At 41.5% G+C, this 16,150-nt stretch carries 13 protein-coding genes; 10 read left to right on the top strand and 3 right to left on the bottom strand.

Annotated elements, in window-relative coordinates; genetic code table 11:
• Both IV50_RS07900 and IV50_RS03830 read right to left on the bottom strand, forming a co-directional pair.
• On the bottom strand, positions 1-1,407 hold a 1,407-nt coding region (locus tag IV50_RS07900; RefSeq protein WP_169790319.1), incomplete at its 3' end, for a KxYKxGKxW signal peptide domain-containing protein.
• A 259-nt stretch (positions 1,408-1,666) separates the two neighbouring features.
• Complete coding sequence (locus tag IV50_RS03830) at positions 1,667-1,963, bottom strand: hypothetical protein (protein ID WP_057745331.1); 297 nt, start codon at positions 1,961-1,963, stop codon at positions 1,667-1,669.
• A gap of 186 nt (positions 1,964-2,149) precedes the next feature.
• Here IV50_RS03830 and uvrA point away from each other — a divergent pair, with 186 nt between their 5' ends.
• From uvrA to IV50_RS03855, 6 genes are all read left to right on the top strand, one after another.
• On the top strand, positions 2,150-5,005 hold the full coding sequence (gene uvrA / locus IV50_RS03835; RefSeq protein ID WP_057745333.1) for an excinuclease ABC subunit UvrA: 2,856 nt from the start codon (positions 2,150-2,152) through the stop codon (positions 5,003-5,005).
• Between the two features lie 40 nt (positions 5,006-5,045).
• The gene (locus tag IV50_RS07905; protein WP_158002686.1) at positions 5,046-5,165 is read left to right on the top strand and encodes a putative metal homeostasis protein; all 120 of its coding nucleotides are present in this window, start codon (positions 5,046-5,048) and stop codon (positions 5,163-5,165) included.
• 118 nt (positions 5,166-5,283) lie between these two features.
• A complete protein-coding gene (rapZ, locus tag IV50_RS03840; RefSeq protein WP_057745336.1) occupies positions 5,284-6,174 on the top strand; it encodes an RNase adapter RapZ in 891 nt (296 codons plus the stop codon).
• Positions 6,171-7,178: a gluconeogenesis factor YvcK family protein gene (locus IV50_RS03845; RefSeq protein WP_057745339.1), complete on the top strand. Its 1,008-nt coding sequence runs from the start codon at positions 6,171-6,173 to the stop codon at positions 7,176-7,178. The genes rapZ and IV50_RS03845 overlap by 4 nt, the downstream gene beginning before the upstream one ends.
• 18 nt (positions 7,179-7,196) lie before the next feature.
• Positions 7,197-8,159, top strand: coding sequence for a DNA-binding protein WhiA (gene whiA / locus IV50_RS03850; RefSeq protein ID WP_057745342.1), 963 nt, complete (start codon positions 7,197-7,199; stop codon positions 8,157-8,159).
• A 73-nt stretch (positions 8,160-8,232) separates the two neighbouring features.
• Positions 8,233-8,838: an ATP-dependent Clp protease proteolytic subunit gene (locus IV50_RS03855; RefSeq protein ID WP_057745345.1), complete on the top strand. Its 606-nt coding sequence runs from the start codon at positions 8,233-8,235 to the stop codon at positions 8,836-8,838.
• Between the two features lie 224 nt (positions 8,839-9,062).
• Here the strand turns inward: IV50_RS03855 and IV50_RS07830 are convergent, their stop codons facing one another.
• A complete protein-coding gene (locus IV50_RS07830) occupies positions 9,063-9,248 on the bottom strand; it encodes a hypothetical protein (RefSeq protein WP_141324900.1) in 186 nt (61 codons plus the stop codon).
• 94 nt (positions 9,249-9,342) lie between these two features.
• On the opposite strand from IV50_RS07830, the gene secA2 reads away from it, so the two are divergent.
• From secA2 to asp2, 4 genes are read left to right on the top strand one after another with little or no spacing between them, the layout of a single operon-like run.
• Positions 9,343-11,688, top strand: a complete 2,346-nt coding sequence (gene secA2, locus IV50_RS03860; RefSeq protein ID WP_057745347.1) for an accessory Sec system translocase SecA2 — start codon at positions 9,343-9,345, stop codon at positions 11,686-11,688.
• 27 nt (positions 11,689-11,715) lie between these two features.
• A complete protein-coding gene (locus IV50_RS03865; RefSeq protein ID WP_057745349.1) occupies positions 11,716-12,945 on the top strand; it encodes a hypothetical protein in 1,230 nt (409 codons plus the stop codon).
• A gap of 16 nt (positions 12,946-12,961) precedes the next feature.
• Positions 12,962-14,566 carry an accessory Sec system glycosyltransferase Asp1 gene (gene asp1, locus IV50_RS03870; protein WP_057745352.1) on the top strand — a complete coding sequence of 535 codons (1,605 nt, stop codon included), beginning with the start codon at positions 12,962-12,964 and terminating at the stop codon, positions 14,564-14,566.
• The gene (gene asp2 / locus IV50_RS03875; RefSeq protein WP_057745356.1) at positions 14,556-16,148 is read left to right on the top strand and encodes an accessory Sec system protein Asp2; all 1,593 of its coding nucleotides are present in this window, start codon (positions 14,556-14,558) and stop codon (positions 16,146-16,148) included. Before asp1 ends, asp2 begins: the two co-directional genes overlap by 11 nt.
• The last annotated feature ends 2 nt before the right edge of the window (positions 16,149-16,150 follow it).

The following is a 16,150-nucleotide window of genomic DNA, read 5'->3' on the forward strand; positions in this document are numbered from 1 at the left end:
ATTGTAAGCTTCAACTTGCTTCTTACCGTTAGCATCAGTAAATTGACGGATACCACGAATGGCCTTACCGTCATTTCCAAGATAGTAGGCTGAAGTATTACCATCAATCATGTAATACGCATTGCGCATTTGGGTCATGGTTTGGTTATTGTAAGCTTCAATTTGCTTTTTACCATCTGCATCAGTAAATTCGCGAATACCACGAACGGCCTTACCGTCATTTCCGAAGAAATAAGCAGTCTTGCCACCGTCAAGCATGTAATAGTCATTACGAACTTGCTTGAAAGTATCGTCGTTATAGTACTCGATTTGCTTTTTACCATTAGCGTCGATATAACCACGAAGTCCCTTAACGGCGAAACCATTAGCGTTTAGATAATAAGCTGAATCGCCATTATCAGTTGGGACATAAGTGCTACGCAGCTTGGTCATCGTATCATCATCATAAACTTCGATTAAGCGTTCATTGTTTTGGTTTGTGAATTCACGGACACCACGAACGGCAAAACCATCATTATTGAAATAGTATGTGGTAGTCGGATCGACACGGTGGTAAGTATTGCGAACCTTGTTAAAACTTGGATCATAATACTCAACACGTTTGATACCATTTGCGGTATAGAAGGTGCGAAGTCCAGTAACGGCATTACCAATTTCGTTAAAGTAATACACACGACCTGTGTCGAAACGCACATAGTCGTTACGAACTTGGCTAAAGTCACGGTTGTAATATTGCTTGTTCTTACCATCGTTATAAATACCACGAACGACAAAACCAGCTGTATTGAAACGGTAATACTTACCACCAATTTCGTGTAATCCGGTTAGCGCCTGACCATTTTTGTAGTACTTGTTACCGTCCCAACCATTTTTAAGTTGGGCAGGCTTAACTGACTTACTGACTTGCGTTGTCTTTGAAGTGGTAGTCGCTTCTTTTGGTGTTTGCTTGTTTTGTGAAGCTGCTTCAGAAGTCGCAGTGCTTTGTGATTGTGAAACGGGTGTTTCAGTTTGCTTTGATTGCGCACTTTGTGATGTTGCTTGCTCAGAAGTCGCCGTGGCACTAGTTTCAGAATTCGCAGTGCTTTGGGCACTAACTGATTGGCTTGTAGCGGCTTGACTTGTGCTTGATGCACTAGTTTGGTTTGCGTTGTTTTGTGATTCTGTTACGTTTAAGTTGTTTGTAGTTGTGTTTGATGATATTGAACTAGTAGCGGCAGCTGAACTTTCCTGCACGCTAGTCGCCTTTGAGGCGACTTGAACAGTTTGAATTTGGTTGTTTTCGGGTGCATTAGATGCAACAGTATCAGCACTTGCCTGAATACCTGTTACTAATGCGGCTGCACCAACAAGGGCGCTAACCCACATTTTACCGCTTTTATACAATTTAATGTGATTTTTAGTCTGCATCTGTTATCTCCTTAATCAATAATCTCATATTAATGGGGAAATAATACATCTGGTTAACAACAAGCTTAATGTTAAAACACATTTTGAAATAAAATGTAATAAAAAAGTCCGGGCATCCGGACTTAAAGTTAGCTAAAAACGTGTTTTGACAGTCTTTTGACGTTAATTCAAGTGGAAATTACGTTTCTTGCACTGTAATATTTCTGCCATATATTTAATTAAATATGAATAAAGTATATTTTTTTAAGTGAGACGATGCCTAAATTTGGGTATCCCGTGGTTCAGCGGTAAAGGTATCAAGTAGTGACCAGAACGCAACCACAACGAAAATGATGACAAAATGCCAAAAGACAGTCTGTAGGGCGTTATTATACACATTTGTATATGTATTGATGAAATGATGTGTGAAAATTATTGCTAATAACTCTTCAATCCCAATAATTAAGGCCGTTAAAGCTGAAGCAGCAGCTAAAACAGTTCCAACGAGTAAAATCGCTGAGGCAATGTGTTCTAGAATCCAAGCAATGCTCCAAGGTTTAGAATCAACAAGTTTCATGTTGGATCTCCTTTTGCGTGATATAAATATCATTATAAGATGCTTTCCTGTAAAATGGCACATAAATATGGTAGCTAAAGATAAATTTATATAATCGCACTATAAAATTAGGTTATAACTAACATTTATGATTAAATAACTGTATAATAGTAAGATAATATTAAGCGTTAGAAAGTGAGATCCACTATGGCACATGATTGGATAACTATCCGGGGCGCTCGCGCCCACAATTTAAAGAATGTTGATGTTGATATTCCGCGTGACAAATTTGTGGTGATTACAGGTTTATCTGGTTCTGGGAAAAGTTCTTTGGCATTTGATACGCTCTATGCTGAAGGACAACGTCGTTATGTTGAAAGTTTGTCAGCGTACGCACGTCAATTTCTAGGACAAATGGACAAACCTGATGTTGATTCGATTGATGGCTTAAGTCCAGCCATCTCAATTGATCAAAAGACCACCTCTAAGAATCCCCGCTCAACAGTGGGGACTGTAACCGAAATTAATGATTATTATCGTCTGTTGTACGCTCGTGTGGGACAGCCTGATCCAGATAAAGATGGCATTATTGTCGAAACATCCATTGATCAGATGCTCAATGATTTGGAACAAAGATTAGAACCAGGCGCACGTCTCCAAATTTTGGCGCCAATTGTACAACACAAGCGTGGATCACATGCTACGGCTATTGAACGGATTAAGCGCGAAGGTTTTGTGCGTATGATGATTGATGGTGAGATGCATGAAGTGACCGATGATATTCAGTTAGATAAGAACAAATATCATGATGTAGCCATCGTTGTAGATCGCGTAATTTTGAAACCTGAATCTCATGCTCGATTGTATGAAGCTTTTGAATCTGCACTCCGTATGGCAGATGGATTGGTCACTGTTGATGTGATTAAGGGTGAACAGTATACGTACTCTGACCATTACACTGGTGCACTGAAAAAGTATGCCGTTGGTAAATTGGAACCGCAGTTGTTTTCATTTAATGCTCCGGATGGCGCCTGTGAAGTCTGTGGCGGTTTGGGGATTACTTTGGAAGTGGACCCTGATTTAGTTGTTCCAGACCCCAGTCTAACTTTGGCGGAAGGGGCAATTGCCGCATGGAACCCAATTTCATCAAAGTATTATCCTGAATTATTACGTCAGTTCGCAGAACAAAATAATATTCCAATGGATGTTCCTTTTGAAAAAATGAAGGAATCTGACAAGCAACAAGTCTTGTATGGTTCAGACAAACCTTTCCACTTCCACTACGAAAATGATTTTGGTGGGGTTCGGGATGTTGATACTGATTTTGAAGGGGTAATTACAAATATCAGTCGTCGTTACAAGGAATCATCCTCTGACTTTACCCGTGAACAAATGCGTAGTTACATGAACGAATTAACATGTACAACGTGTCATGGTTATCGATTAAATGATGCGGCTTTGTCAGTTAAAATCAATGGACATCATATTGGTGAAGTTTCAGAATGGCCAGTTGATGAAGAATTGGCCTTCTTTAAAGATGTTAGCTTTGATGAACAGGATGAACAAATTGCGCGTCCCATTATCAAGGAAATCACTGATCGACTAAGCTTCTTGACGAATGTCGGACTAGATTACTTAACACTTTCACGGGCCGCACGTACGTTATCTGGTGGGGAAGCCCAGCGAATTCGCTTGGCCACGCAAATTGGATCAAATCTATCAGGGGTCATGTATGTTCTTGATGAACCCTCGATTGGATTGCACCAACGGGACAATGATCGTTTAATTACATCATTAAAGGCGATGCGTGACTTAGGGAATACCTTGATAGTGGTAGAACACGATGAAGATACAATGTTAGCAGCGGATTATATTGTAGACGTTGGACCTGGTGCCGGATCGCATGGTGGTAAAATTATGGCGGTGGGGACACCAGCTGAAATTGAAGCGAATCCCAACTCATTGACAGGGCAATACTTGGCAGGGAAGAAGTTTATCCCAGTTCCAAAAACACGTCGTAAGGGCAATGGTGAAAAAATTACGCTTAAAGGTGCCAAGGAAAACAACTTGAAGAACGTGAAGGTTGATTTCCCCTTGGGGAAGTTCGTCGCCGTCACGGGTGTTTCAGGATCAGGGAAATCGACTTTGGTAAACACGGTGCTCAAGCGTGCTTTGAAAGCTGAATTGAACCATAATTCTGAAAAGCCAGGTAAGTTTAAGTCCATTGAAGGGGTTGACCAAATCGACAAGATTGTTGATATTGATCAAAGTCCGATTGGTCGGACACCACGCTCTAATCCGGCCACTTATACCGGGGTTTTTGATGATATTCGAAATCTGTTTGCCCAAACCAATGAAGCAAAACTCCGTGGTTATGCCAAGGGTCGTTTTTCATTCAATACCAAGGGTGGTCGATGTGAAGCATGTAAGGGTGATGGTGTCATTAAGATTGAAATGAACTTCTTACCTGACGTGTATGTGACTTGTGAAGTCTGTCATGGAACGCGCTATAATTCCGAAACATTGGAAGTGAAGTACCGCGATTTGACGATTGCAGATGTCTTGGATTTGACGGCAGAACAAGCAGTTGAATTCTTTGCACCGATTCCAAAGATTCGTCGCAAGTTGCAGACCATTGTGGATGTTGGGCTTGGCTATGTGAAGCTTGGACAATCTGCGACAACCTTATCAGGTGGGGAAGCCCAGAGAATGAAGTTGGCTTCAGAGTTACAACGCCGGTCAACTGGTAAAACTTTCTACATCCTAGATGAGCCAACAACTGGACTTCATACAGATGATATCGCACGTTTATTGGAAGTCCTTAATCGTCTGGTTGATGGTGGTAATACGGTCTTAGTCATTGAACATAACTTGGATGTGGTCAAGACAGCTGATTGGGTGATTGATATGGGACCTGAAGGTGGTGCTGGTGGTGGACAAATTGTTGCTACAGGTACACCGGAGAAAATTGCCAAGGCCACTGACTCGTATACGGGGCAATACCTGGCGCCAATTATGGAACGAGATAAAGAACGCGAACGCTTGGCAGACGCTGCGAAATAGTGTATACTTACTTTTAGTTAATAAAAAGGAGGACGGAACTATGGCTGAACGTTTAGATCAAGCTTCTGCACGTCGTAAGATGAAGAGTCCAAATATTAAAACACGTAAGCGGGCTTTGAAGGCATTACACGATGCTGCCGCACAATCTGCAAAGAAGTAAATTTAAAGTAAGAGCAACCTACTTGAGTAGATTGCTCTTTTTTAATAAACTTAGGCCGGATTGGTCTATATTAATTATATCAATGGTATAATGCCAATAGAGTTGAAAGGAGTTTGTTATGGCTAAAAAAGAATTAGTAATTGTTACCGGGATGAGTGGTGCCGGTAAAACAGTTGCGATGAAAGCTTTTGAAGATTTAGGTTATTTTACAGCCCAGAATCTACCAGCTAACTTGCTACCGCAAGTCTGGCAAATGATTTCCAATGAACCAAACATTGAACGCGCAGCGATTATGATTGATACTCGTTCGCGCCAGTTCTTTGAGGATTTGGGTGAAGAACTATTTGAAATGAGTCAAGATAACCACGACGATTATAATCTACGCGTCTTGTTTCTTGATGCAGATGATAAAGAGTTAGTGGCCCGTTATAAAGAGACACGCCGCCAGCACCCACTTGCTGGTGATAAAGGGACCTTAGCTGGCCTTGAAGTCGAACGTAAGTTGATGGCCGACGTACGTAATATTGCGACGGATGTGATTGATACCAGTCAATTGGATGCTAAAGGTTTGCGCCAAGTTATTGTAACGAAGTTTGGATCAGAACGTGACCATCAGACGGCGTTTAGTGTCCAAGTGATGAGCTTTGGTTTTAAATATGGGTTACCAGCTGACGCAGACATAGTTGAAGATGTGCGCTTTTTGACAAATCCATATTATCAACCTGAATTACGAGAACAAACCGGTCTAAATCAACCTGTATGGGATTACGTTTGGAACGATCCAGATGCTGAAAAGATGTACCAAATGGACTATGAACGTTTCAAATGGCTTTTACCTCGCTATAAAGCGGAAGGTAAGTCATCGTTAACGATTGCTTATGGTTGTACCGGTGGTCAACATCGTTCAGTGGCGTTTGCTCATCGTTTAGCACAAGATCTTTCTAAGGATTGGGTGGTTAATGAGAACCATCGTGATAAGGATCGACGAAAGGCAGGCTATGCACAATGACGTCTGAAATTAAAGTCGAAACAAAGCCTAAGATAGTCGTTATTGGTGGAGGGTCTGGTCAACCACTCATCTTGAAAGGGCTTAAGCAATATGATGCTGAATTAACAGCCGTTATTACCGTTACTGATGATGGTGGCTCATCTGGAACCTTGCGGGACTATTTGGATATTATTCCGCCTGGTGATGTCCGAAATGTCATGGCTGTTATGTCAAATGTATCACCAGAATTTATTGATGTGTTCCAGTATCGATTCAAAAAAGAAGATGAGATGCTGGCTGGACATGCTTTAGGAAATTTGGTGATTGCAGCGATGGCCGAGAAAGAAAACGACATTTTTCGTGGTGTGCAGATTTTGTCGCATTTAATGAACGTTGATGGGCATATTTATCCGGTGGCGAATGAGCCATTGGTGCTCCATGCTAAGTTTAAAGATGGCACAGAACTTTCAGGTGAAGCTGAAATTACGGCTGCACATAAAGTCATTGATCATATTTGGGTAACACCGCAAGACGATTCAAGTAGAAGAGTTGCGCAAGCCCCGAGTGAGGTGATTAATGCAATCTTGAATGCTGATGAAATTGTCTTAGGACCAGGTAGTTTGTATACGAGTGTCTTACCAAATTTGGTCGTAGACAATGTGCGTGAGGCCTTGAAGTTAACGCCGGCCAAAATCATTTACATTGCCAACATTATGACGCAAAAGGGTGAAACTGATGGTTACAGTGAGGCAGATCATGTTCGTGCCATTAATGATCATATTGGCAGTCAAATTGTCGATGCGGTCATTATGAACACGGGTGAGGTGCCTGACAATTATATTGACTGGCAAAAGTGGAACGAGGTCTCGACACAGGTAGCTTCAGCACCAGAAGAAGTTCGTAAAGAAGGGGCTGTGCCAATTACGGGAGACCTGTTAGAATTACGTGATGACGGTGCGTTCCATGATGGGGATGCAGTTGCCAAGCTAATTATGCAAATTGCGACTGGTCCCGACGAAAAGTAAAATAAGGAGGATGCCAAAGTGTCCTTTGCAAGTGATGTAAAAAAAGAGCTAACAATGCTCGAAGTGAACAATCCGGACAATGCGAAAGCGGAATTAGCGGCCTTACTACGGATGAATGGTTCCTTGGGACTTAGTAATATGCACTTTACGTTGAACGTACAGACCGAAAATGCGGCGATTGCACGACGGATTCTGAGTTTGCTACAAAAGTTCTACCATTTGCCTGCTGAAATTTCTGTACGACGACAGATGAAATTGAATAAAAACAATCTATATGTCGTCCGTATTGTCCAAGGTGTAGATGATTTATTGGAAGATTTGCACATTCTGGATAATTTTGAAATGCGACCTACGCCACCTGATGATTGGTTAGAGCCTGAGGGGATGGCACGTTCGTATCTACGGGGAGCCTTCCTTGCAGCTGGGTCAGTTAATAATCCCGAAACGAGCCGTTACCATTTAGAAATTTACTCGCTGTATGAAGAGCAAGCCCAACAGCTGTGCGATTTAATGAATCGTTTCGATTTAAACGCCAAGGTTGTCGATCGCCGTTCTGGCTTCATTGTTTATCAAAAAGAAGCCGAGAAGATTGCGGATATGTTGAATATTATGGGCGCGACAAATGCCATGTTGAAGATGGAAGATGTGCGCATCATGCGCGACATGCGAAATTCAGTGAATCGACTAGTCAACGCAGAAAATGCGAACTTAGATAAGACGGTGAATGCCAGTCAAAAGCAAATCGATGATATTGAATTTTTAGATCAAGAAATTGGGTTGCATCGGTTGCCAGATAAGTTGCGTGAAATGGCGCAAGTACGTTTGGAACATCGAGAAGAACCAATGTCGGCTTTGGGGGAGTATATGCCTTCGGGTCCTATTTCTAAATCAGGTGTGAACCATCGGTTACGTAAGCTAACGAAAATTGCGGATGATTTACGGGAAACTGGAAAATTACCGAAAGATATTCGTCAAAACTAAAAACAATTTGACCTTTACTGACCAAGTGTTAAAATGGTTAGATAAGTTTCAATATATGATTGGAGGAATGAACATGTTACCAGTTCCATATGTTATTGAACAATCATCACAGGGTGAGCGTTCATATGATATCTTTTCACGTTTGTTGAAAGACCGTATTATCATGGTTACGGGTGAAATCAACTCGCAGATGTCAACAACTATTATTGCGCAATTACTATTCTTGGATGCGCAAGATCCTGACAAAGATGTCTATATGTACATCAACTCACCAGGTGGGGAAGTTAATGCCGGAATGGCCATCTATGATACGATGAACTTCATCCATCCGGAAGTGCAAACAATTGTCGTTGGTTTGGCTGCTTCAATGGCGTCAGTCCTAGCTTCTTCAGGAGCCAAGGGTAAGCGCTTCATGTTGCCAAACTCACAGTTCATGATTCACCAACCATCTGGTGGTGCGCAAGGACAACAAACGGAAATTGAAATTGCCGCTAAGGAAATTTTGAAGACACGTACAAAGCTTAACCATATTTTGGCTGACAATACTGGTCAACCATTTGAAAAGGTTGAGAATGATACGGAACGTGATCACTGGTTAGATGCTGAAGAGTCTTTGGCTTACGGACTAGTTGACAGCGTTATCACAACTAATGATGAAAAGAACGATAAGACGAAGTAATTAAAAAAAGAGTCACCAATTGGTGACTCTTTTTTTATGCGAATGGTATTGAAAATATTCAAAATGACTGGTGAGTTTGGCTGTTTTTTCAAAATAAAAAAGCGACTTAATGTATGGATTAGTACACAAACAGTCGTCTGCCAGGAGATTGGCTAAATATTTACATATTATATGATGTAATTTATGGTAAAATAAAACGGTTACAATAATAAAATTCTAATGTATTAATGCATGTTGAAAAGTGGATAAATAATCCCAACTAAAACAACAATTGCGAGTAGAATCGCGATTGTCGCCTGAAGATAACGGCCTTTATTCCTCTCTTTCGTTACCCGGGGTTTATCTGTGTTTTCATTGCGGAGACGCTTTTCAATATCTTGATCTAATAATGGTTCTTTTTCTTTATTCATAATACATCTATTATAGAATTTAAAAGCTTTCATTACAAATATAAATCAATTATTATTACAGTATGGGATACATAATAATAGGGGTAGGCAACTGATGAAATTATTTCATAGGAAAAATAAATATGAGCGGATCGTTGATCGTATTAAAGAATTAATACCAACGTATGACGCGATGACTGATGAAACCTTACAGAATCAGACAGATGTCTTTCGCGAACGATTGCAACAAGGGGAGAAGTTGCGCCATATGTTACCGGAGGCCTATGCAGCCATCTGCGTAGCAGCTGGTCGTGTCTTAGGCATGCGACCATTCGATGTACAAATGTTGGGAGCGGTTGTCGTTGAATACAATAACATTGCAGAAATGAAAACTGGTGAAGGGAAGACGCTGACATCGGTAATGCCGATGTATTTGCATGGCTTAACTGGACCAGGAAACTATTTAATTACGGCTAATGAATATTTAGCTAATCGTGATGCCAAAAAGATGGGAAAACTCTATCGTTGGATGGGGTTAACGGTGCGGTCAGGAGTCGCCGAAGAAGGCGAAGATCCGCATGACCGTGATCTAGAAAGGATTTACAAATCAGACATTGTTTATACCACAAACAGTGCTTTAGGTTTTGATTATTTGTTTGATAATTTGGCGACCACGCCCGCAAAGCAATATATTCAAGCATTTAACTTTGCCTTGATCGACGAGGCGGATGCTGTTTTGCTAGATACCGCGCAAACGCCGTTGATTGTTTCAGGTGTGCCACGTGTCCAATCTAATTATTTTGAATCAGCTGACAATATTGTGAAGACACTGGTTGAAGATGAAGACTATGAACGTAGTGATGATTTGAAGAAGGTGTGGTTTACACCACGTGGTATCGTCAAGATGGAACAGTTCTTCGATATCGATAATTTATTGAGTGCTGAGTGGGCCGACTTATATCGACACACGCTATTAGCTTTGCATGCAAACTATGTTGATAAGCGTGATCGCGACTATGTTGTTGATGATGGCGAAATTGTTCTAATTGACGAGGAAAATGGTCGTGAACTTGAAGGAATGAAGAAGCAGGCTGGGATGCACCAAGCTTTGGAAGCCAAGGAACATGTGGAAATCACCGAACAACAACGTTCGATGGCTTCAATCACATACCAAAACTTATTCCGAATGTTTAAGCAGCTTGCGGGGATGACCGGAACGGCCTCAACTGATTCTGCTGAATTCTTGGAGGTATACAATCTGGCAGTTTATAAAGTGCCAACGAACCACCCAAACCAACGTATCGATCATCCTGACCACTTGTTTATTTCAAATGAAGCCAAATTGATGGCATCACTGGATGTGGTAAAGGATGCCTATGCTGTAGGGCGACCAGTATTGGTGGAGACGGGATCACTATCGCTTTCTAACCTATATTCACGACTATTATTACGTGAAGGTATTCCTCATAGTGTTTTGAATGCGCGTAGTTCAGCCAAAGAAGCTGAAATCATCTCACAAGCTGGCCAATTTGGTGCGGTAACTGTTGCCACGTCAATGGCTGGCCGAGGAACTGATATTAATATCAGCCCGGAAGGATTAGAACTAGGTGGCTTACTCGTTTTGGGAACGGAACGTATGGTTAACCAACGTGTGGATAATCAGTTGCGTGGTCGGGCTGGACGCCAAGGAAATCCAGGCGAGAGTGTTTTCTACGATTCTTTGGAAGATAAGATTGTTGTTGAAAATGCACCAAAGCGCGTACTGAAATATGCCCAAAAGCATGCCGATGCTCCTAAACAAGAGTTAGGGCGTCACAGCCGATTTAGTCACGTGATTGATACTGCCCAAAAGGTTGTTGCTAACCGTGATCGATCAGCACGTTTTGAAACGTTGCAGTATGGTGAAGTTTTCCGTTTGCAACGTGACAGTATATACAACTATCGTAATGGCATTATGCATGCTCAGAATCTTGATGATTTGGTTGATCGACTCGTTAAACGTGTTGCTGATCAATATTTGGATCAACGGGATGCAAAAGAAGCAGACGTAGTCGATTTCATCTATCGTTACATTGATTCCAAATATGTCGTGACCAAAGATTTAAATGCACTCTCAAATGCAGAATTAAAGCAAGTTCTCATCGATATCATGTATCAGAGTATCGATTTGAAACATGAAGAATTACCACATGCGGCACAATGGATTTACTATCAACGCTTGTGTTTCTTAAAGGCAATTGATGGTGCTTGGGTCGAACAAGTTGATAATTTGGAAGTCTTGAAGACACTGACGAAAAGTCGTAGTGTGGCCCAACGTAATCCAATGTTTGAGTATCAAAAAGAAGCACGTAAAGCGTACGCTAAGATGCGCTTGAATATGAATTTGTTGGCCTTACAAAATTTGACAAGTTCAGAAATTAATTATCAAAAGGATGGCACAATCGATGTTAAGTTCCCTTAATTTGTTAGAAAAGGCGGTACAGGTAGGATGTTAAAGCACCGCGAATTAATTAGACGAGTTGGTTGGTCCCTTTTGATTGTTGCAATTTATCAATTAGGACAGAAAATAACGCTACCGATGATTGATCCAGCTGTTGCCAAGGCAAGTTTGGAAGGACGGACATTGCTTCAGAATTTTGGTATTCTGACGGGGTCTCAATTCACATTGCCAACGCTATTTTCATTAGGTATTGGACCATTCATGACTGGGATGATTATCTGGCAAGCGATTAGCTCATTAGGGTTAGACGCAATTAGTCATTTATCACAACGTCAAGTGAGTTATATCCAAAAATGGATTGCGCTTGGTTTAGCAGCATTACAAGCGATTCAGATTGTTTACTTTATCAAGAACGCATTAATTACCTTGCCTATTTTCGGTAATTCGAAAATGGCCACAATGGCAGTTGTCTACTTGATGCTGTTATCAGGAACGATGCTTTCAATTTTCTTGGGTGATTTACTATCTCAACATGGTCTGGGTGGTAGTTCTTTGTTAATTCTTCCAGGAGTTATTCTGGGGCTCCCTAACATGATTACATCTGGTTGGGGTCCCTTTAACTATAGTTTGTCATATAGTCATTTGGTAAAAATTGGACTTGTGACGGTAGTCGTGCTTTATATTCTCGAATTTTTAATGCACACAGAACAACGACTTAAAGTGCAACGTCCCATGATGCAAGGTGATTTAACAGAGTCATATTTGCCTTTGCGTATTTTAAGTGCTGGGGCCATGCCGTTCATGTTTTCAATGAGTCTATTTCGTTTGCCACGTATGATTTTTTCAACGCCCAAAGCTGCAAATACGCCAATGGGAGAGTTCTTCTTGAATATTACGGATTATCATAGTTGGGCGGGAGTCTTAACTTATGCCATTGTGTTGATGTTCCTAGGATACGCCTTTGGTTTGATTACGGTACAACCCGGTCAGCTAGCCAAGTCAATGAAAGAATCTGGCGAGTACTTTTTGAATATTTTCCCTGGCGAACAAACAACTTCCTTCCTATTTAAGAAGTATTTTGTTGTAACGTCCTTTGGAAATATATTCTTAGTGATGATTGGGGTTGCCCCAATGATTTTGTCGATGATTTTCCATGATCGTGGTATTGCAAATTATTCGGCTTATTTTGGAAGTTTAGCTATCCTGGTTTCGATTATGGATAATGTAGCTGGTCAATTTAAGGCGTTATATCAAAAGAATGATTACCACCTCTTTTAGGTGAAAGGAGTAAGCCATGGTTTTAATTATGCCAAACTTTAACACACAGACCGAGCATCCAGAATTGGATACCGGAATTGCTGTGGCCAAGGTATTCCAAGCTAATCAAGTTGAGACCGAGTTGGTTTTTGCACATGAATTTCCAAATTTGCGAACCAAGTTGAAACAAGCGCAAGTGCCATTCTTCCCATGGTGGCACGTCTTTGATGCCATTCAAGCGGTCCCATTCAAAATGGGGGTACCCATGGTATTGAAAGATGTTCCGCTAGAGCCAGGGGTTGAACCATTTATGGATGTGAATGATGCCTATTATTATCGTGAGGGTCGTCTAGTTAAACATGTGCATCTTTTAGAACGATATATCGTTCAATTCATTACGTACTATGATGAAAACGGTGAGCGGATAACAGATTATTATGACGATCGTGGGTTTGTGACCTTTCGGGCATGGCTTAATTCAGCGGGAAAACTGGAAAAGAAAAGTTGGTTAACCCCAGCAGGACAGCCAGTTTTGACAGCACTTGCTGATCAAAAAGTCATTGTCGAGCCAAAACATCAAAAGCGATTTAAGTCTGCCGTCTATCATAATATTGATGAGGTTGTTCAAGAAAAAATTCGTGAGCATATTCAAATGTTAGAAACTAAGCCAGCAATGATTCTGGAAGAAAATGATGTGCATTTGCATGAGGTGCTTGATAATTTAGCGCCTGAATTGCAGAAAGCGATTATTCTAATGGCTGATGAAAATCATCAACAGGACGCGATGGCTTTGCCACATGATGATTTGGAACTCGTTTTTACTTCTGACGCAGCCCGAAATGCCTATTTTGGCACTTCGGAACCAACATCTAACAGCCACGTCATCTCACCTTATCCAGCCCGGTTAGAGCTTGGGGCAAGTAATGAGATGGCTAATATGAACATTGTGCTCCAGCTAGCTGACGGTCTATCACCAAATGATACGACGACGTTGACGCAAACATTAGCACAAATGTTGATTGCTGATGAAAATAAAGTCATGTATGCCTGCATTGATGGATTAAGCCCTGACCAGGTAACGTTCCATTTACGCGTTGTTGAAGCGTTTACGAAAGAAATTGGGATCACCTACAATGATGCAGACTACAAGATATTCGAATCAACGATGGAACGATCAATGATGAGTAGTGAAGCTGATGTGATGGATTATCTTGATCAGCAGTATGAAAAAGAAGATCGAGAGCCGATTTCAGATGAGAAGCAGGCCCAAATTATTGCGGCTTACCAACTACGTCAGCGTTTTGTTGTGTTGGATACGCCTTCGATGGAGAAGCAACTTGGGCTGATTAAGCAAGCCCGTGTGTTTGTTGATTTACGGAGAGTACCCGACGCACAGTTACAAGCGCAAGCATTGAGTACGGGGCTACCGCAAATCACCGTCGGGGCTAATACTTTTGTGACGCAAGGGGTAAATGGATTCGTGTTGGCAGATCCTATGGAATTGCCACAAGCGCTAACTTACTTTACAGATGATTTAAAACATTGGAATGAAGCTTTGGTAGAAAATGTTCGCCAAGTTGAGCAACATTCTGAATTTAATTTGATTACGGCGTGGGAAGGATTGATGAATTATGGCCATTAAAGCAACACCGATTATTCATATTAGCCAATCACCAATTGCGCTACCAGAAGCCATCTTAGGTGAAGCGTTTGAATATGTTTGGCTTGACGCCGCAGATGCAAGTCGTGACATGGAAGCAAAGCCGGATGAGCGTCTATTTGATGCAAAACATCCACGATTAACTAAGCCTTACTTAAATGCAATTTTCTTAATTGATGCTAGTTTTCCATGGTTAGCGAATTTGGATATGCTGGGGCTGATTCCGGCAAATCAAACCTATTATCAAAAAGGTTTAGAAATGAGCGCAGAAGCACAAGCGTTACTCGCATTACGCGGGGCATTTGCCTTTGATTTAACCGATACTGAAGCATTGGCTCTTGATTTACGATACTATGCCTTTATTGGAGGGGATGGATATCGCTCAGATGCGGTTAATTTACGAGCGGGTTCTGCTGTAACGCAACCGGTCAAGCAGTTTGGCCGGGTCTATGCGGAATTTGACCTTGATTTTGGAGATGAGTGGCAATTGTTGGCTTATCCAGATTCTGGAGCCGATCAATCAAACTACATCCCCGCGTTTATTGCCGATCGTGTTCAGTTGGATTATAACTTGCCATCAAAGGGTGTTGAACTGAAGCTAAAGGTCAATAAAATCGATTTAAGGACGCATCAAATTATTGGTAGTCAAGAAGCAGTCGGTGATGATATCCAAGCAGGGATTGACTTAGTTGGTGGACCCGAGCAAGGATTCAATGCACAAGTCCTTATCTATGCACGTGGTAAAGGAAAGGCCCGCATTGGGACTATCCATATGCGTCGTTCACGTGGTCCGCATGGTACGTTTATGCCCAATGATCAACGTGTGTTAAATGGGCGCTTGAATGATGATGTCGCCTATTACTTCGATGCTGGAGATATGAAACCACCTTTGAATGTCTACTTTTCAGGTTGGCGGACAAAGGAAGGTTACGAAGGTAACTTGATGATGCGTTCGATGGGAGCGCCATATCTCTTAATTGCCGATCAACGGTTGCAAGGTGGTGCCTTTTATCTTGGTGATGCGACGTTTGAGCGCGAAATCCTACAAGTAATCCAAGAAAAATTAGCCGCACTGCAGTTTAATCCCCATGATGTGATCTTATCAGGCATGTCGATGGGAACGTTTGGGGCCTTGTATTATGGTTCCCAATTGGCCCCAAAGGCTATCGTTGTTGGTAAGCCATTGACTAATGTGGGTTATATCGTACAAAATGGGCGTGTGAAACGTCCTGATGATTTTAATACAGGTGAAGACATTCAGTTGTATCATGAAGGTGATTTAACTGAAGCAAGTAGTAATCGCCTAGATAAGCGCTTTTGGGATGTTTTTAATCAGGGTGATTTTTCGGATACAACATTAGCCTTGGCCTATATGGAACAAGATGACTATGATGATAAAGCTTTTGAGCGTGTGCAAAAGAGTGTTAAGCCACGGTTCCCAAATGTACATCTTCTGTCTAAAGGGTTTGAAGGTCGTCACAATGATAATACGGCTGATGTCGTGGCCTGGTTCCAATTCCAATACAATAAAATCTTGGCCGAATATGGTCGTCAATGGAGGTAAGT

The sequence above is a fragment of the Weissella viridescens genome, from assembly GCF_001437355.1.
In the GTDB taxonomy this organism is placed as follows: domain Bacteria; phylum Bacillota; class Bacilli; order Lactobacillales; family Lactobacillaceae; genus Weissella; species Weissella viridescens.